Origin of the sequence: Chishuiella changwenlii (assembly GCF_900142565.1) — a bacterium.
In the GTDB taxonomy this organism is placed as follows: Bacteria; Bacteroidota; Bacteroidia; order Flavobacteriales; family Weeksellaceae; genus Empedobacter; species Empedobacter changwenlii.
In genome coordinates this window covers 186,873-207,027 of record NZ_FRBH01000002.1, presented here as the reverse complement: position 1 = coordinate 207,027, position 20,155 = coordinate 186,873, and the positions used below count along the sequence as shown (strand labels likewise).

Here is a 20,155-nt window from a genome sequence, read left to right as displayed (position 1 = left end):
ACAACTACTTATTTAATAAATAATATGACAAAAAAAATATAATCAATAAATCTTATTAGTATTTTTTTTATACTTATATTTGTGATAACCAACTTACAAAAAAACCTATGAAAAAAAATTTATTTATTGCATCACTTCTCGTGATGGGAATGACTTCTGTATATGCACAGAATAGAACTCATAAACCTACTGAACATTCTATTCGTTCTTCAAAAGGTAAATTAGATTTGCGTTCGCTCGAATCACAGCTTTCTTCTAACTTATCAAGAAAAAGTCAAAATTTTACTGTTTCTATTCCGAATGAGAATAAACAAAATGAACAGTTTGTATTAACAGAAAGAGAAATTCTTTCGTCTAAATTAAAAGATAAATTTCCCCAGATTAAATCGTTTTATGGCTATTCAACTACTAATCCATTAAAAAAAATTAGTTTAGGCTATTCTAAACTAAAAGGAATAAACGCTGTAGTGTATCATGATAATGAGAAGTATATCATCGAAAAACAAGGAAAAGATTATTTTTTAATAAATAATGAAAACCTACCAAGTCTGGAAAATTTTAATTGTGGAAATGATATTTTACAAAAACAATCTAATCTTAAAAAAGCAAAAGAAAATAAAGTTGTTAATAATCCTGCATTTTATCGTAAATATAGATTAGCTATTGCAACAGACTATAGTTACAATGCCTATTTTGCAGGAGAAGGTGAAGAACCTACATTGGAAGCATCGATTGCTGCAGTTAACGAAACTTTAACTTATATTCTTCCTATATATGAAAATGATTTATCTATTTCTTTCGAATTGGTTGATAACTTAGATAAGGTTACTTTTCTTACAGAAGATAGCAATCCATATAATTATGATGTAAATCCAAATGGTGATAATGAAAGTCAAGTAAAAGATTCTATAAATCTCGAAACACAAAGACAACTAGATGAAAAAATTGGCTCTGAGAATTATGATTTAGGAATCTTATTAACAAATGTTTTTTCAGGAGGAAGAGCTGAACTGGAAGCTGTTTGTGATCCATTAAGAAAAGGTAGTGCTCAAGTTGGTCATACACCTAGTTTATCGGTTGAAGGCTATACTTTTGCAATGATAACTGCACATGAAATTGGACATCAATTCGGAGCTTTTCATACATTTTCTCAATTAGAAGAACATAATGCAAACTTAGAGGTAGGAAGTGGTGTCACAATAATGTCTTATCCTGGATTAACGGGATCATATGATGTTCAAAACAGATATATTCCTCAGTTTCATAATTCTAGTATCCAAAAAATTAATAATTATTTAGCTACGCAAAGTTGTGGTATCATGTCTCCAAACAACAATACACCTCCTATTGCAAATGCTGGACAAGATTATAGCATTCCAAAAGGAACTGCTTTTAAACTAAGTGGAGATGCATCTGATGCAGATAATGATATGTTAACTTATTCTTGGGAACAGGATGACCTTATAACAGAAGAAAATAATAGTTTTTCTACTCCTAAAAGAAACAATACGGAAGGTCCAAATTTTAGAGTGTATGCACATAACCCAAACCCTGTACAGTATTTCCCTCCATTAGAAAATGTTCTAAATAACCAATTGTATTCTACTTGGAATATGACATCTGATGTCGCAAGAGAATTAAATTTTGTTTTTCAAGTAAGAGATAATCACCCTGATGGTGGACAAGTTGCTACAGATAAAAATAAAATAAAAATAACTGACAACGGTCCTTTTAAAATAACGAACATTGCTCTTAACCAATCATTCCAAATTGGAGAAACATATACGTTAAAATGGGATGTTGCAGGAACTAATGGCGGAGAAATTAATACACAAAATGTTCGTATTAAGTTAACAACTGATAATGGTGAAACATTTACAACGTTATTAGAATCTACTCCAAATATTGGGAATGCTACAATTAATTTACCAGCTGATTTAAAAGCTGAAAAAGCAAATATTATTGTAGAAGCTATTGATAATATTTATTACGCTGCGAGTCCATTTATTGCGATAGGATACGAAGTTTCTTTAAGTTGTAAAACTTACAGTAATAACGAACCTATACAAGTTACAAATGGAATTGTTTCTAATGATATTATTTCTATTAATGATGAAATAAGACCAATAGAAGATATTTCTTTATTAGTTGATGCTGATTTATCTGATATGCTTATATCGTTTCAAAAAACAGGATTAGATGAAGACTTTCAACGCGTGTGGCAAGGCAATTGTTCAGATTTTTCTTTAAACTACAAATTTAATCGTTTTGGAGAAAATCCATTTGATAATTGCGGAGTAGATGGCGCTGTAGTTAGTGGATCTCCTTTAGATTTCAAACAATATTTATCTCAAAATTCAAATGGAGAATATATTTTCCAATTTGATTTAGGTGGTATTATTGATGATGACGATGATGACGATGACATCAAAGAGAAAAGTAATGATGATGGAGATGATGATGTCGTTACCGTTAATAAAGCTGGTATTGAACTTTGTTTTCGTGAAACAACTACTTTAGGCGTTTCAGATCCTACAAAATCACAAGATGTATTCGTTTATCCTAATCCTACAGATGGTTTGTTTAAAGTTAGAATGACTGCTAAAACAAATAAAATTACAGCTAACATCATCAACATGGCTGGACAAGTTATCATGACAAAACAATTTGATGTAATGAATAGTAAAGTAGATCAGAGTATTGATGCAAAACATCTTCCTAAAGGTGTTTATATCGTCGAAATAAAAGACGGGAATCAATCTCAAACTAAAAAGTTAATCATTAAATAAAATCATTCATAATTCTACAACATCAAAACCTCATTCTTATAATGGGGTTTTGTTTTTTATAAAATAATTAAAAAAAATATTCTAACCATATTTTATGAATCTCAATTATTTAGCATGAACACTATCATTTTTATGTTATTTTTTTATAAAAAGATTTGTTTTAATCGAAAATAACCTCTTATATTTGCACCACCAAAAACAAGGCGAGGTAGCTCAGATGGTTAGAGCGCAGGATTCATAACCCTGAGGTCGGCAGTTCGATTCTGCTCTTCGCTACAAAAAAAGACAAATTCAGAAATTGAATTTGTCTTTTTTATTTTCAATAAATTTTGCATTCTTCTGATGATAATCAGCAATTAATCAATTCAAATTCATTAAATTTGCACTCAATTTAGTTAGATTCTAAATAATATTACAACAAATGATTCAAACAGATATAATTATAATCGGAGCAGGTCCAACTGGACTTTTTGCTGTTTTCGAAGCAGGTTTATTAAAATTAAGATGTCATATTATTGATGCCTTACCTCAACCAGGTGGACAATTAACAGAGCTTTACCCTAAAAAACCAATTTTTGATATTCCTGGTTACCCTTCAGTAGGAGCTGGTGAATTAATTGATAATTTAATGGAACAAATTAAACAATTTGAGCCAGGTTTTACATTAAACGAGCAAGCTACTACAATTGATAAGCAAGAGGACGGGACTTTTATTGTAACAACAAATAAAGGAACACAAATTCATGGAAACTCTGTTGCAATTGCTGGAGGGTTAGGATCTTTTGAACCTCGTAAACCAGTTATTGAAAATATAGAACGTTACGAAGAAAAAGGTGTTGAGTATTTTGTTAAAAATCCTGAATTATTCCGTGATAAAAAAATTGTGATTGCTGGTGGAGGTGATTCTGCATTAGATTGGTCTATATTTTTATCAGATGTTGCTTCTGAAGTAACTTTAGTACACAGAAGAAACGAATTCCGTGGTGCTTTAGATTCTGTTGATAAAGTTATTGAACTTAAGAAATTAGGTAAAATTAACTTAATAACTCCTGCAGAAATTGTGGGTATTATTGGTGAAAATCATGTAGAAGGATTAGCTATTGAAAGAGAAGGTGAAACTTTTGACATCGATACAGACTATTTTATTCCATTATTTGGTCTTTCTCCAAAATTAGGTCCTATTGCAAACTGGGGATTAGAAATTGAGAAAAACGCAATTAAAGTTAATAACGCTTTAGATTACCAAACAAACATAGAAGGTATTTATGCTATTGGAGATGTGAATACTTATCCAGGTAAATTAAAATTAATTTTATGTGGTTTTCACGAAGCAACATTAATGTGCCAGTCTGTTTACAACAGAATGAATCCTGGAAAGAAATTTGTTTTAAAATACACAACAGTTTCTGGTGTTGACGGATTTGATGGAACACGTAAAGAAGCAGAAAAAGCAGTTGTAAAAGCAATTGATTAAATTCTTTTATAATTAAATAACATAAAAAATCCCTCATCTAAATTTAGATGAGGGATTTTCTTATTTTGTACTATTAATCACAATAACAAGGTTCTCTATTTCTTCTTTTTGCTTCACTATCCCAAAATGGATAAAGCTTTATACCAAAATAAAAACTACCTGCATTCAATTTCTTTTGTTTAAATACAAATGGTAATGCATTATCGCTTCCTAAAATTAATGGTCCTATACGAATATAGCCTCCAAATGTTACATTCTCATAATCGTATAATGAAACAGAAGGTGCAATGGCAAAACCATCTTTTTGTATCGCATAAGACGTTTGTAAAACATTAATACGTTTTAAGCTATTCTCAAAAATAGGTGTTCTTTGTATCCAATTGACATTCCAATAATGATTATCTCTTATCTTCTTACTCATATTAATATTTAAGCTTGTAGGTAGACCTATTGTAAATTTATTTCCTTTTAAAGATTCATTTTCGTCACCATAAACCTCATTACTCAATAGTTTCATATATTGACTAATACTTTCAAAATCTGTGTTGTCAAAAGTTGGATTATTCTGTATTTGTACACGTTGAGATGGATTGTATAATTGATGATTTTCTCCCTTAAAATTAACATAACCAATATCCATTATGTTCGCGCTTAGCTTAAAATCGTATAATTCATCGTTTAAACGACGATTTACTAAAGCTATCCCTAAATCTAAGGCAAAACCATTCCCCCTACTTTTTAAAGAATATTTTTCTCCATCAAAATCATAATTTGTCGCATAAGAAGCATCTATATTATAATTGCTTGCATAAATATCTACTCTACCTAGATTTGAAATCGTATCTGCTTCTAATTTTATTTGATTTTTACTGTTGATAACAGCTCCATCTAATCCTATTAAATATTTTAAATTCGCACCTACAATTAACTCTTGTGTATTGGTTGTATATAAATTTGTAGAAAGATTAAGCCCTATTTCTCCCCAATTCATTAAATTAACTTTAACTGGCTGAAAAGCATATTCTTTTGGTTCTATAATTTCCTGATTGGCGTAGCGCATGTAATTATCAAAATCCTTTACAGAACTTTGTGTTCGTAATCTTGTAAAAAAGCCTAGTCGAAAAGTTTGATCTTTTATTTTTTGTTTAAAAGAAAAAGAGGGCCCCATTACATCATTTTCAACATAATAAGAAACAAAATGATTGGTATAAAAGTCCAACACATTCGATTCGGAATCGCCTCGTATCCCTCTTCTATGGCTAGCTGTTTTTATATCTCCCTTTAAAAGTCCTAGAACAGATTTGTCAGAAATATAACCATAGTTATTCCGAAACATAACATCTTCGGATACAATGTTTACATCCCATTTATTGGGATTAAAATAAGGTGTGGTTGGTGAAAAAATTGCTCCGTTAATTCCACTGTATTGATCATTACTAAATGACAAAATATTCTGTCCAAAACTAGCAATAGAACAGAACAGTAGAATATATCTTAATTTATTCAACAAGGTATAATAATGTTAATTTCCATAAATTTAGTCAAAAAATCGATTGGTAATTTAGATTAACACCATTTTTTACAAAAGTTTAATTTAAGGCTTCATATATTCTTTTTTAGACCACAAACAATCCGTATTTTTGTAAAAGTTGAACAAACTATTATGTCAGACATTAAAATTACGATTATAGATAGAGAAGGTGTTTCTCACGAAGTAGATGCACCAACAGATATGAACATGAATATTATGGAGCTTGTTCGTGCATACGAATTAGCGCCAGAAGGAACTATTGGTGTTTGTGGAGGAATGGCAATGTGTGCATCATGTCAATGTTATATTTTAACACCAGAAACGGATTTACCAGAAATGAATCCAGATGAAGATGCAATGTTAGCTGAGGCTTTTAATGTAAAAGATAATTCGCGTCTTGGTTGTCAATTGCATTTATCTGAAGAGATGAATGGATTAAAAATTGAGCTTGCTCCGGAATATTAACTTATAGTTTTACGTAGTAAACTGTACGTTCTACGTTCATAATTAAAAATTACGTTTCGTATAAAACGTAGTAATTAAAACCAACAGAATGAATCAATCAGAAGATAAAAGACTTTTTTTACTAGATGCTTACGCCCTAATCTTTAGAGGTTATTATGCATTTATCAAAAACCCTCGTATTAATTCAAAAGGATTTAATACCTCAGCAATTATGGGATTTGCAAATTCTCTTTTTGATGTAATTAGAAGGGAACAACCAACACATTTAGCTGTAGTATTTGATGTAGGACAAGCAACTGTTCGTACTGTAGATTATGCAGAGTATAAAGCCAATAGAGATGAAACACCAGAAGCTATTAGATCTGGAGTTCCTTTTATTCAGGATATTTTAAGAGCATTAAAAATACCTGTTCTTTTTGCAGAAGGTTATGAAGCTGATGATGTAATTGGAACTTTGGCTAAAAAAGCTGAAAAAGAAGGTTACACAACTTACATGGTCACACCTGATAAAGATTTTGCACAGTTAGTTACAGACAAAATAAAAATGTATCGTCCTGCTGCAAATGGAAAAGGTGTAGAAATATGGGGAATTGAAGAGGTAAAAGAAAAATTTGAAATTGATGATCCAATTCAAGTGATAGATTATCTTGGAATGATGGGTGATGCTGTTGATAATATTCCTGGTTTACCTGGTGTTGGAGCAAAAACAGCAAGTAAATACATAAAAGAATTTGGTTCTTTAGAGGCTTTATTAGAAAATACTGATAAATTAAAAGGTAAAGCGAAAGAAAAAATTGAGCAAAACAAAGAGTTAGGAATTCTATCAAAAAAATTAGCGACCATCATTACTGATGCTCCTGTTGATTTTGATGAAGAAGATTTAACTGTTTGTCCTCCAGATATAGAAAAAGTGACGGAACTTTTTACGGAATTAGAGTTTCGTAGAATGTTAGAAACTGTTTATAAAATTTATGGTTTAGATGCTTCTGGAATTATTAAAGAAGCGCAGGAAGAAATTTCTGCTGCAAGTCAAACCTCAACAAGTCCTACAGCTCAACAAAGCCTGTTCGATTTTACTTCTGATGAAGATATTGTTCCTCAGAATAGCATATTTACAGATATTTCTTCAACAAATCATTTTTATCAATTAATTGATAGTGATAAAGGAAGATCTCTATTATTAAAAAATATTCTCAATCAAAAAGAGGTTACTTTTGATACAGAGACAACTTCTTTAGATGCTTTAGAAGCAGAATTAGTTGGTATTTCTTTTTCTTGGGAAAAAGGAAAAGGGTATTATATTCCATTTCCAACAGATTTTGAAGAAACTAAAAAAATTATTCAAGAATTTTCTCCATTTTTTGAGGATGAAACGATTTCTAAAATTGGTCAAAATTTAAAATATGACATCAAAGTTTTAGCAAAATATGACATCATTTTAAAAGGAAATAATTTTGATACCATGATTGCTCATTATCTGATTAATCCAGATATGCGCCATAATATGGATGTTTTATCAGAAACTTATCTTCAATATCAACCCATTTCAATAGAAAGTTTAATTGGTAAAAAAGGTAAAAATCAGAAAAATTTCCGCGATGTTCCTTTAGCTGAACAAACAGAATACGGAGTTGAGGATTCTGATATTACACATCAATTAAAAAATCTTTTCGAGCCAGAATTGATTAGTGCAAATACGCACAAATTATTTACAGATCTTGAAATGCCATTAATGCAAGTTTTGGCTGATATGGAAATAGAAGGTGTTAATCTTGATATTCCATTCTTAAAAGAGCTTTCTGTAAAACATGAAGCAAAATTAAGAGAGTTAGAAACAAAAATTCATCAAGATGCTGGAGAAGAATTTAATCTTAATTCTCCGAAACAATTAGGTGATATTTTATTTGATAAATTACAATTAGATCCTAAAGCAAAGAAAACCAAAACTGGTCAATATGCTACAGGAGAAGAAATTTTGTCAAAATTAAGAGATAAGCATGTTATCATTAATGATATTTTAGAATACCGACAATTACAAAAATTAAAATCAACATACATAGATGCACTTCCTAGTTTAGTTAATAAAAAAACTAATCGTCTGCATACAACTTATGCACAAACGGTTGCTGCAACAGGTCGTTTATCGTCTGTCAATCCTAATTTACAAAACATTCCAATTCGTTCAGAAGCGGGACAACAAATTCGTAAAGCATTTGTTGCTAGAGATGAAAATCACGTTTTAATTTCTGCCGATTATTCGCAAATTGAATTAAGATTGATTGCACAAATGTCTCAAGATCCTGCAATGGTAGAAGCTTTTACAAAAGGAGAAGATATCCACGCAGCTACAGCTGCCAAAGTTTTTAATGTAGCCTTGGAAGATGTAACACGTGAACAAAGAAGTCAGGCAAAAACCGTCAACTTCGGAATTATATATGGTGTTTCAGCTTTTGGTTTAGCAGACCAAGCTAATATATCTCGTAAAGAAGCAAAAATTTTAATTGATGCTTATTATGAAACATATCCTACATTAAAAGCCTATATAGAAAAACAAGTTGATATTGCTCGCGATAAAGGTTTTGTAGAAACATTAATGGGAAGAAGACGTTATTTAAAAGATATTAATTCTAGAAATGCTGTTGTACGTTCTCATGCAGAAAGAAATGCTGTTAATGCGCCTATACAAGGAACTGCTGCTGATATTGTAAAAATTGCTATGATTCAAATTCAAAAAGAATTAAAGAAAAATTATCAAACTAAAATGATTTTACAAGTACATGATGAGTTAATTTTTGATGCACCTAAAGATGAAGTTGAAAAAGTTTCTGAATTAATTAAAACAACAATGGAAGCTGCAATGCAAATGGAAGTTCCATTAATTGCAGAAGTTGGTGTTGGTAACAATTGGTACGAAGCACATTAATTTTAAAAATATAATTATTTTATAAAACCTCTTTGTTTCTTAACAAAGGGGTTTTGTTTTTATATTTTATAGTTGTTTCAACTAATTATTTTATTCTATAATTTCCAATTATAATCTTGTTTTTAATACAATCTGTCATGTTAAGCTTGTCGAAACATTTTTATAAAATTCTTTACTATTCTTCGACAGACTCAGAAGGACACGCTAAATTAATAATAATTTAGTTTCTTAAATAAGTACTACGGATATAATGAAACTGGAAATTGAGAGTTAACCTTTATCACTCATAATTAAAAGTTCTTCTTGTGTCAATCATTAAAAATTAATATTTTTATAATCAACACAAATAAAACATGAGAACAATTTTTGCTCCTTCGCGATTCTATTTACCACTTTTAACGGTAATAATTTCTTCCACATTATGTTTTTCACAAAAAACATTACTCAATAATAAAGAGATAGATCCTGTAGATTTGGTTAATCCATTAATGGGAACTGATTCTAAGTACGAATTATCTAACGGAAATACTTATCCTGCGATTGGTTTACCTTGGGGAATGAATTTATGGACACCTCAAACCAATAAAAATGGAAATGGTTGGCAATATCAGTATTCTGCAGATAAAATTAGAGGTTTAAAACAAACACATCAGCCTTCGCCATGGATGAATGATTATGGTCAATTCTCGCTTTTACCTACAACTGGAAAAGTTATTTTTGATGAAGAAAAACGTGCAAGTTGGTTCTCTCATAAAACAGAAACTGTAAAACCTTATTACTATTCTGTTTATTTGGCTGATTATGATGTGGTATCGGAAATAGCTCCTACAGAAAGAGCGGCTATTTTTAAATTCACATACAATAAAACTGACCAAGCAAATGTTGTAATTGATGCTTTTGATAAAGGATCTTATATTCAATATATACCAGAAGCTAATCAAATCATAGGTTATTCTACTCGCTATGCAAGAGGAAAATTAATCAATTTCAAAAACTATTTTGTTATACAATTTGATGAAAAAATAAAAGATGTTCATGTTTTTGATGACGGAAAAGAAATTAATAAAAATGAAACATTAAGTAACCATGCTGGAATTGTTGTTAGTTTCGGAAAACAAAATAAATCGAAACCACTAATCGCAAAAGTTGCTTCTTCTTTTATAAGTTACGACCAAGCAAAATTAAATTTAAAAGAATTAGGGAACAATACATTTGATGAAGTAGCCAATAATGGACGAAAGATTTGGAATGAAAAGCTAGGTAGAATTGCAATAGAATCTGATAATATAGATGAAATGAGAACATTTTATTCTACATTATATCGCACATTATTTTTTCCTAACAAATTATACGAGATCAATCAAAAAGGAGAAACTGTTCACTACAGCCCATACAATGGTAAAGTTTTACCTGGTTATCTTTTCGGTGGTACAGGTTTTTGGGACACATTTAGAGCTTTATATCCATTTCTTAATTTAGTTTATCCGTCTATTAATGTTGAAATGCAAGAAGGATTGGTTAACTCTTACAAAGAAGGTGGTTTTTTACCTGAATGGAGCAGCCCTGGTTATGCCGATATTATGATAGGAAATAATTCTGCTTCTGTTGTGGCAGATGCGCACATAAAAGGGTTACGTGGATATGATATCGAAAAATTATACGAGGCTTTAATTCATGGTGCAAACAACGAAGGACCAATGAGTGCTGTTGGTCGAAAAGGTGTAGAATACTACAACAAATTAGGTTACGTTCCTTATGATGTAGAAATTAACGAAAATGCTGCACGCACATTAGAATATGCTTACGATGATTTTACTATTTATCAATTAGGAAAAGCATTAGGTAAACCAAAACAAGAAACAGATTTATATAAAAAACGAGCTTTAAATTATAAAAATTTATTTGATCCATCAACTGGTTTTATGCGAGGTAAAAACAAAGATGGTCAATTTCAGAAACCTTTTAATCCTTTAAAATGGGGAGATGCTTTTACGGAAGGAAACAGCTGGCATTACACATGGAGTGTTTTTCATGACGTGCAAGGTTTAATTGATTTAATGGGTGGAAAAGAAAAGTTTGTAGAAAAATTAGACAGTGTATTTATTCAACCTCCATTATTTGACGATTCATATTATGGTCAAGTTATACATGAGATTAGAGAAATGCAAATTATGAATATGGGACAATATGCACATGGAAATCAGCCTATACAACACATGATTTATTTATACAATTATGCAGGGCAACCATGGAAAACGCAATATTGGGCGAGAGAAGTAATGAACAAATTATATTCTGCCACACCAGATGGTTATTGTGGTGACGAAGACAACGGACAAACCTCAGCTTGGTATGTATTTTCTGCTTTAGGGTTTTATCCTGTTTGTCCTGGAACTGATGAATATGTTATAGGTTCTCCCTTATTCAAAAAAGCAACTGTTAAGTTAGAGAACGGAAAAAGTATTGAAATTGATACAAAAAATAACAGTGCAGAAAATGTTTATGTTAATGGTGTTAAGTACAATAAAAAGCAATATCAATTAAATTATTTTAAACATTCGGAATTATTAAAAGGTGCGAAATTAAATTTTGACATGTCTAAAACGCCAAACAAAACAAGAGGAACACAACCAGAAAGTCGTCCATTTTCTCTTTCTATAAATGATAAATAATTCGTACTAAAAATTGAGTTTTCATTAAATATCTCTTTATGAAGAATAGTATAACAATCTCACTACTTTTATTAAGTTCTATCATTATTAAAGCGCAAGACACGATTTATTTTGATAAAAATTGGGAAGTAACTACAAAGGATAATCATAGCTTTTATAGACCTTTTCCGTTAAAAAAGTTGGGAAATTTATTTTTATTAAGAGATTTCTATAAAAATGGAACACTCCAAATGCAAGGATATTTATTAGATGAAAATAATGAAAATTCCTACGTTGGTGATATTTTCTGGTATGATAAAAATGGTTTAGATGAAAGTGAAGTACAGTATTATAATAAAACAATTACGAAAGAACTAATCTATTATTTTAATGATAATACGATTTGGAAAAAAGTGAATTATAATAAAGATGGTGAAAAAAATAAGATAGAAGTTTTCTATAAAAACAAACCTTTATATACTGGAACTATTGATAATAACAAAGATTATAAAGGTATTTTTGCTAAGAGCTTACGAGACAATTATTACATAGATTCTACTCCTGAGCCTGAAACCGTAGTGAATCCTCCTGTTAGTATTGTTGTACCTCCTCCTATGACGTATGGACAAAATGTTGAAGAGCCAAAATTAGCAGAAGCCTATAAAACTATTATTTATTGGCAAAATGGTAAAAAAGCCGAAGAAACAATTTATGGTATTGATGAATATAATGTTCATAAAAAATTAAGGAAAATTGTTTGGGACAAAAATGAAAAGTTGCTTTTATCTTTAGATCTTTCAAAAAGTGATTTACCTAGTAATTATACTGAATTGAGCTATTACACTACAAACGATTTTGCTAGAAATATAAATAACGAAAAAATATATCGAAATAGCCAATTAGTAGAATCTAAATTTTACACAATAGATGGTCAATTAAAAGCTGTTGAAAAGTATGCTGATGGCGAATTAATCGAAAAAAATAATCTTCTTACAAAAAGAAAGAGTTTATATAAAAATGGTCAACCTTGGGATGGAGAATTTGAGAAAAATATCGGTCAAAATTTATTGACTTTTGAATTAAAAAATGGCGTAAAAATAAATCAAGAGGTTGTAAAAAATAACGATAAAATTATTTATAAAGGAGATTATAAAAATGGAACTCCTTGGAATGGTTTATTCCTTGTAGAGCGTGATTATGATATTGAATTACTTCGTTATGAAAATGGTATTCTAAATGGTATTCAGAAAGTTTTCATGAACTATTATGATGATCTTATCGAAGAATATGAAATGAAAAATGGAGTTCGTGAGGGATTTAGAAAACAATATAAAGACGGAAAACTAATTAATGAGAGTGTTTATAAAAACAACCGTATTGTTAATGGAGTTGTTTCTGATAAAGATGTAAAGAATGTTTATGCCGATGGAAAAATAGTCGAGAAAATATATTCTTCGGATTATTCAGATGAGATAAAAAGAAAAGAAAAATATATTGATGGAAAACTTGCGAGCATTGATTACTATAATTTTTCTATAAAAGATAATGAACAAGAGTTTTATCAAGGGAAATTTAAAAACCAACAGCCTTACGAAGGATATTTTTTAAATGATTCTTTAATTAGTGATTTTCCTCTAGTTAACTTTTATAAAAATGGTCAATTAACAACTCAATATTCTTATGATTTTCTAGATAAAATGGATAACTATCAACATTATATGTTTGATATAAAATCAAGTTTTATTAATGGTAAAATTTCAGATGGAAGTCTTTTTAAAATGATTGGTAATACTGCTATTATTAAAGAGGAGTATAAGAACAAACAGCTTATTAAATTTGATCTCAATCTTTTTGCGATGCACTATTTTAATAGAATTTCGTTTGCATCAAAAAATAATGAAATTATCGTATCTGAATTACAATCTCCTTTTACAATTCGAATAAAAGCGGGTAAAAAAGATAATTTAGAAGCAGGTTTATACGATAAAGACAAATTGATTTATTCTAACTCAAATACTAATACAATAAAAGAAGGAAGTCCAAATTCAGTCACAATTTATTATCTTGAAAATGATAAATTAAAAAAATACCATTTCATTCCACCTCAATTTGAAGATGATATAAAACCCGAAAGTGATTTCATGTTTAAAATTCTAGGTGCTATACCTACAAAAATTGAGAACAAAAAAAATACACTACATACAATTTTACAAGGAATTGAGAATTATGTAATGAGAAAAACGGGATATGATTCAGAAGAGAATTATTTTAACTTCCCTTTTAAAGAAAAAGATATCGTTACTTATTCTGATTATAATGATAAAGGAGAAAAACAATCTGGTCTATTTATTCAAGAAAAATCAGATAAGTCTTTTTTGATTGAGATGTATAAAAATGGAAAAAAAGTTTCATCTGAGCATGTACAATCTATTGAAGAACTTTTAGAATATAGTAGAAAATAATTTGAACAAGAAATTAATTAAAAATATAAAAGCCACAATAAATTGTGGCTTTTATATTTGAATCTAATCTTATTTAATTTTCTGATATTCTCTGAAGAAACGTTTACTATTGCTCTTTTTCCTAGCTATTGTTTTCAAAAACTCATTTAAATATTCTTTATAAGGAGAATCAAAAGCCAAAGCATCTTGACTTTTGCTTGTTAAAACAATAACACTACCATATAATCCTTCCTCTGTTTCGGAACTAGAAGCTATTAACGTAAAAGTTTCATTCGCTTCATTTATTACTTTTCTATTTGTCCAAACAAGTGCTGTATCATCATCATCAGTTTGTGCAATATTGTCCCATTTTCCAAACCAATCGTATAACATTTTTTTGGTAACTAAGGACGTTTCGAAACTTTCTATCTTAAATGATGTTTGTGCATTAACAACTATTGAAGATAATAAGAGTGTAAAAATTAAACTTAATGTCTTAAACATAAACTATATTTTGAATTAAAAAAAGGCTATCTAACATTGGAAAGATAGCCTTATATATTATAAAAAACTAATTTTTAAACTTGAATAACACCTAAGTTAAACTGTTTTTCTATTGGTGCATTGTTAGCAGCTTCAATTCCCATAGAAATCCATTTACGAGTGTCTAAAGGATCAATAATTCCATCTGTCCACAATCTTGATGCTGCATAATATGGACTCGTTTGATCATTGTACTGATTAGTAATCTCAGTTAACAATTCTTGTTTTTTTGTTTCGTCAACCTCAACTCCTTGTGCTTTTAAAGTAGCTTCTTTTATTTGTAAAAGTACTTTTGCAGCTTGCTCTCCTCCCATTACAGCTAATTGTGCAGATGGCCAAGCAGCAATTAATCGTGGATCATAGGCTTTTCCACACATCGCATAATTACCTGCTCCATAAGAATTTCCTACAATAATTGTAAACTTTGGAACAACAGAATTAGAAACAGCATTCACCATCTTTGCTCCGTCTTTTATAATTCCTCCATGTTCAGATTTAGAACCAACCATAAAGCCAGTTACGTCTTGTAAGAAAACCAATGGAATTTTCTTCTGATTACAATTTGCAATAAATCGCGTTGCTTTATCAGCCGAATCAGAATATATAACGCCACCAAATTGCATCCCATCTTTTTTAGATTTTACAATTTTTCTTTGGTTGGCAACAATACCAACAGCCCATCCATCTATACGCGCATATGTACATATAATTGACTGACCATAATCTGGTTTGTATTCATCTAACTCAGAGTTATCAACAATTCTGTTAATAATGTCGTACATATCATATTGCTCAGCGCGAGAAGCAGGTAAAATACCATAAATTTCTTTCTCGTCTAAAGAAGGTTTCTTTGCTTCTACTCGATTAAATCCGGCTTTTTCAAAATCACCAATTTTACCTACGATAGATTTTATTCTATCTAAAGCATCTTTATCATCTTTTGCTTTATAATCTGTTACACCAGAGATTTCGCAATGTGTTGTTGCTCCTCCTAATGCTTCATTATCAATGTCCTCTCCAATAGCAGCTTTTACTAAATAGCTTCCTGCTAAGAAAATAGAACCTGTTTTATCTACAATCATAGCCTCATCGCTCATAATTGGTAAATAAGCTCCACCAGCAACACAACTTCCCATTACTGCAGAAATTTGTGTAATTCCCATAGAAGACATTATTGCGTTGTTGCGAAAAATTCTTCCGAAGTTTTCCTTGTCAGGAAAAATTTCATCTTGTAATGGTAAATAAACTCCTGCACTATCTACTAAATAAATAATTGGAATTTTATTTTCCATTGCTATTTCTTGTGCACGCAAATTCTTTTTACCTGTAATAGGAAACCAAGCTCCTGCTTTTACAGTTGCATCATTTGCAACAACAATACATTGTTTTCCAGAAATATAACCAATTTTAACAACAACACCTCCAGAAGGGCAACCTCCGTGTTCCTTGTACATCTCATCTCCCGTTAACGCACCAATTTCTATGCTTGGTTTGTCATCTAAAAGATAATCTATTCTTTCTCTTGCTGTTAATTTTCCTTTTGCGTGAAGTGAATCAATACGTTTTTGTCCTCCTCCTAAATAAACCTCTTTTAGTTTATTTTTCAGTTTAGACAACAATAATTTATTGTGATCTTCTCTTTTATTAAAAGTTAAATCCATTACGTTCTCTGTTTGTTTACAGCCCTAAACTAATGAATTAAATTCAAATGCTAAAATGATTTTTTAAGATCGGAAGTAATTCCTAAATAATTTTGGCAACAATTAATTAATTGAGGAAAAAATTCTAAAAAATCTTGTTCTAATTTCTTATAATTCTTTTCAAATTCTGGAATAACTTGATGAAGATTGTTTTCAAATTTTGATCGATTACCAATTCCTTTCAATGTTTTTTGAACTCCTTCTATGCTCGAATAGTTTTTAAACCAATCGTATTTTAATAAATAATAAATTGTTTCTTGAAGCTTTTTAGGAAGGCTATCATATTCTTTTTCAAATAATGAGTAGCAGCTCTTTTTAAAATTTTCAAATGAGTCTTTATAGAATTTATCCCAATGTTTAATTAGAAAATAGTCAAAAATAACATCTATTACAATTGGAGAATATTTATGTTGTGATTCGTAAAAATAGCTTGAACTTCTTTTCACAATTTCATGCTCATCTGTAAACGTATCTATTGTTCTATGTAGTAAAATTCCAGTTTTTACATCTTCAGAAAAATTCTCATATTGATTTCCTTTTACAATTTCTCCAAGTAAATTTCCTATTTGAATTCCCCTTTCTCCGAATGATAAATATTGATGTGCTACTAGATTCATATTATTTTATTCGTTAATAAAAGTACATTTATTATGCCAATTTTTAAATTAACTTTTTGTAAAAAAACCTCAAAGAATTGGCTTCTCTGAGGTTTTAGTTTAATTAACTAGTTTTATTTTTTCTTTTAATATTGGATAATTTTCTAACATTTCATCTTTTAAGCTCCTATCTAAACTTAATGCATTTACCAAAGCTTCATTTCCAAGTTTATCTTGATCTGTTTGATAATACACATTACTTAATTGATAGAAAAACTCTGCTCGATTAAAGTTTTTTAAAGCCCCACCTATTAAAACTGCTAATGCTTGGTCATATTCTCCTATAGCAATTAAAGTCTCTACATAAGCATACCATGTATTAAAAACTAGAGGTTTTAACTCAACTAATCTCTCCAAGTTTTTAATTGCTTCTTCAAACTTCATTTGTTTTAAATAATAATAAATCACATTACTGTAGTAATCTGGATTTGTATTATCTAATTCTATTGCTCTATTAATATAATATTCTGCTTCATCATAGTTCGCTATTTTATCGTATAAAGAAGCTGTTTTTGCCCAAGCTTTATCTAGCTGTGGATCTTCTTTTATAGACAAATGATAAGCTCTTAATGCTTTTTGAGGTTTTTCTAATTTTTCAAAAAGTTCACCAATTTTTAAATGAGTTGAAGCTGGAGAATCATCAAACTCTAATGTTTCTTCTAATACTTCTATAGCAGCATTTAATTGTCCTAATTCCTCTAAAGAATGTGCTTTATTTGTTTGTGCTGCAATACTTGTTGGATTAATTGCAATAACAAAATCAAACGCATCTATTGCTTCGTGAAATTGTTTCTTATTGTTATGTAGTAATCCTAATTGTAGCCAAGCTGTTTCTGAATAAGGATTATCTTCTATATATTCTTTTAAAAATACTATACAATCATCTTTGTCATGAATTTCTTCATAAGATTGAATGATTGAGTAGAAAGAATAATCATTTTCTGGGTTAAATTTTAATGCACGTTTAAAAGCTACGATAGCAGAATGTACTTCATCTAAATTTAAATATTCGTTTCCTATACAATTACAAATAAAATCTGTTTCTTCATCATCTATCTGTAAAGCTTGTTCATAAAAACGAATAGCTTTTCTAGGCATATTTTTTAATCCCCAAAAACGAGCCTGCACTAATAAATAATCTATTTCTTTTGCTGCAATGTCACTTAATTCTTGAATTAACTTTCCTGCACCTTTTAAGTTTTCAGTAAATAAAAGATATTCTATTCTTTTTATTTTGATATCTAAATTATCTGGATGCATCTTCTCAGCAAACTCTAGCGCACGTTTTGCGTATTCGCTATCGTTAACTTCGATGTAAAATTCAATGATTTCAACCAAATCTTCAGAATCATAATATTTAGATTCTCGGTTATCTAGCATTTGCTCAAAACCTTCAATCAATTCATTATTAAAAAAGTCCTCTTCCATATATCAGTACTAAATTACAAAATAAAATGTGCAAAATCCCTAACAAAATGTTAGAGTTTTGCACATTTATTAAACAGTCCTAAAAATTTATTTTTAGATAATATTTTTAATACTTTCTATCATTTTATCTGCTAATTTATTAGCATTTTCTTCTGAAGTACTTTCAGTATAAATACGAATAATAGGTTCTGTATTTGATTTACGTAAATGAACCCATTCTGTTGGGAAATCAATTTTTACTCCGTCAACTGTATTGATTTGTTCGTTTTTATAAACGTCTTGAATTTTAACTAACAATTCGTCTACATTAATTTCTGGCGTTAATTCTATTTTCTTTTTCGCCATATAATATGCTGGATACGTTTTTCTTAATTCTGAAACCGTAATTTCTTGCTCTGCTAATTGTGTTAAGAATAAAGCAATACCTACTAAAGAGTCTCTTCCGTAATGTAATTCTGGATAAATAATTCCTCCATTACCTTCTCCTCCAATTTTTGCATTAACGTTTTTCATTTCAACAACAACATTTACTTCCCCAACAGCAGATGGTGAGTAATTTTGGTTGTATCTTTCTGTAACATCACGTAATGCACGAGAAGATGATAAGTTAGAAACTGTTGCTGATGGCGTTTTAGATAATACATAATCTGCTATTGCAACTAATGTATATTCTTCTCCAAACATTTCTCCTTTTTCGTCTATAATTGCTAAACGATCAACATCTGGATCTACTACAACACCAAAATCAGCACCTTCTTCGATTACTTTTTTACAGATATCTCCTAAGTGCTCTTTTAACGGTTCTGGATTATGAGGAAATTGTCCATTTGGCTCGCAATACATTCCGTAATAAGTAACTCCTAAACGTTCTAATAATTTTGGAATTGCAATTCCTCCTGTTGAGTTTACTGCATCAATTGCTACTTTAAAATTCTTTTTCTTAATAGCTTCTGCATCAACTAATGGTAATGCTAATATTTTGTCTATATGTAAATCTATTCCGTCATCAAATGTCTCATATGTACCTAAGTGATCTACTTCTGCAAAAGTATATTCATCTTTATCTACAAAAGATAATATTTGTGCACCATCTTCTGAAGAAACAAATTCTCCTTTTGCATTAAGTAATTTTAATGCATTCCATTCTTTTGGATTATGTGAAGCTGTTAAAATAATTCCTCCGTCTGCATTTAGATGTGTTACCATTACTTCTACAGTTGGTGTTGTTGATAAACCTAAGTCGACAACATTTATTCCCAATCCTTGTAAAGTTGAACAAACTAATTGAGAAATCATTTGTCCAGAGATACGAGCATCTCTACCAATAATTACTTTGTATTCTGATTGGCTTGATTGATTTTTTAACCAAGTTCCGTAAGCTGCTGCAAATTTAACTGCATCTATAGGTGTTAGATTATCTCCTGGTTTTCCTCCGATTGTTCCACGAAAACCCGAAATTGATTTGATTAAGGACATAAAATTTATTTTTTTATAGTGATACAAATCTACAAAATTGAAAAATTTATCCTTTAGTTTTATTTCTATTTTATTTAC

At 29.8% G+C, this 20,155-nt stretch carries 12 protein-coding genes and 1 tRNA gene; 7 read left to right on the top strand and 6 right to left on the bottom strand.

The features are described from left to right. Positions 1-107: 107 nt before the first annotated feature. The 3 genes from BUA86_RS02620 to BUA86_RS02610 all read left to right on the top strand — a co-directional run bounded on the left by BUA86_RS02620 (position 108) and on the right by BUA86_RS02610 (position 4,263). Complete coding sequence (locus BUA86_RS02620; RefSeq protein ID WP_083580275.1) at positions 108-2,789, top strand: reprolysin-like metallopeptidase; 2,682 nt, start codon at positions 108-110, stop codon at positions 2,787-2,789. Between the two features lie 202 nt (positions 2,790-2,991). Then, positions 2,992-3,065: transfer RNA gene (locus BUA86_RS02615), tRNA-Met, on the top strand. Between the two features lie 145 nt (positions 3,066-3,210). Continuing rightward, positions 3,211-4,263, top strand: coding sequence for an NAD(P)/FAD-dependent oxidoreductase (locus BUA86_RS02610; RefSeq protein ID WP_072929575.1), 1,053 nt, complete (start codon positions 3,211-3,213; stop codon positions 4,261-4,263). Positions 4,264-4,336: 73 nt separating this feature from the next. Here the strand turns inward: BUA86_RS02610 and BUA86_RS02605 are convergent, their stop codons facing one another. After that, entirely contained in the window at positions 4,337-5,773 is a 1,437-nt protein-coding gene (locus BUA86_RS02605) for a hypothetical protein (protein ID WP_178300390.1), read from the bottom strand. Positions 5,774-5,926: 153 nt separating this feature from the next. On the opposite strand from BUA86_RS02605, the gene BUA86_RS02600 reads away from it, so the two are divergent. From BUA86_RS02600 to BUA86_RS02585, 4 genes are all read left to right on the top strand, one after another. Continuing rightward, a complete protein-coding gene (locus BUA86_RS02600) occupies positions 5,927-6,259 on the top strand; it encodes a 2Fe-2S iron-sulfur cluster-binding family protein (RefSeq protein ID WP_072929572.1) in 333 nt (110 codons plus the stop codon). A gap of 88 nt (positions 6,260-6,347) precedes the next feature. After that, the gene (gene polA / locus BUA86_RS02595; RefSeq protein ID WP_072929571.1) at positions 6,348-9,182 is read left to right on the top strand and encodes a DNA polymerase I; all 2,835 of its coding nucleotides are present in this window, start codon (positions 6,348-6,350) and stop codon (positions 9,180-9,182) included. 353 nt (positions 9,183-9,535) lie between these two features. Further along, a complete protein-coding gene (locus BUA86_RS02590; RefSeq protein WP_083580274.1) occupies positions 9,536-11,854 on the top strand; it encodes a GH92 family glycosyl hydrolase in 2,319 nt (772 codons plus the stop codon). Positions 11,855-11,892: 38 nt separating this feature from the next. Continuing rightward, entirely contained in the window at positions 11,893-14,295 is a 2,403-nt protein-coding gene (locus tag BUA86_RS02585; RefSeq protein WP_072929570.1) for a hypothetical protein, read from the top strand. 69 nt (positions 14,296-14,364) lie between these two features. Here the strand turns inward: BUA86_RS02585 and BUA86_RS02580 are convergent, their stop codons facing one another. The 5 genes from BUA86_RS02580 to glmM all read right to left on the bottom strand — a co-directional run bounded on the left by BUA86_RS02580 (position 14,365) and on the right by glmM (position 20,077). Beyond that, a complete protein-coding gene (locus tag BUA86_RS02580; protein ID WP_072929568.1) occupies positions 14,365-14,778 on the bottom strand; it encodes a hypothetical protein in 414 nt (137 codons plus the stop codon). Between the two features lie 74 nt (positions 14,779-14,852). Beyond that, complete coding sequence (locus BUA86_RS02575; RefSeq protein ID WP_072929567.1) at positions 14,853-16,478, bottom strand: acyl-CoA carboxylase subunit beta; 1,626 nt, start codon at positions 16,476-16,478, stop codon at positions 14,853-14,855. 50 nt (positions 16,479-16,528) lie between these two features. After that, a complete protein-coding gene (locus tag BUA86_RS02570) occupies positions 16,529-17,134 on the bottom strand; it encodes an acyl carrier protein phosphodiesterase (protein ID WP_072929566.1) in 606 nt (201 codons plus the stop codon). 99 nt (positions 17,135-17,233) lie between these two features. After that, on the bottom strand, positions 17,234-18,601 hold the full coding sequence (locus tag BUA86_RS02565) for a tetratricopeptide repeat protein (protein WP_072929564.1): 1,368 nt from the start codon (positions 18,599-18,601) through the stop codon (positions 17,234-17,236). Between the two features lie 93 nt (positions 18,602-18,694). Beyond that, the gene (gene glmM / locus BUA86_RS02560) at positions 18,695-20,077 is read right to left on the bottom strand and encodes a phosphoglucosamine mutase (RefSeq protein ID WP_072929563.1); all 1,383 of its coding nucleotides are present in this window, start codon (positions 20,075-20,077) and stop codon (positions 18,695-18,697) included. Positions 20,078-20,155: the final 78 nt, after the last annotated feature.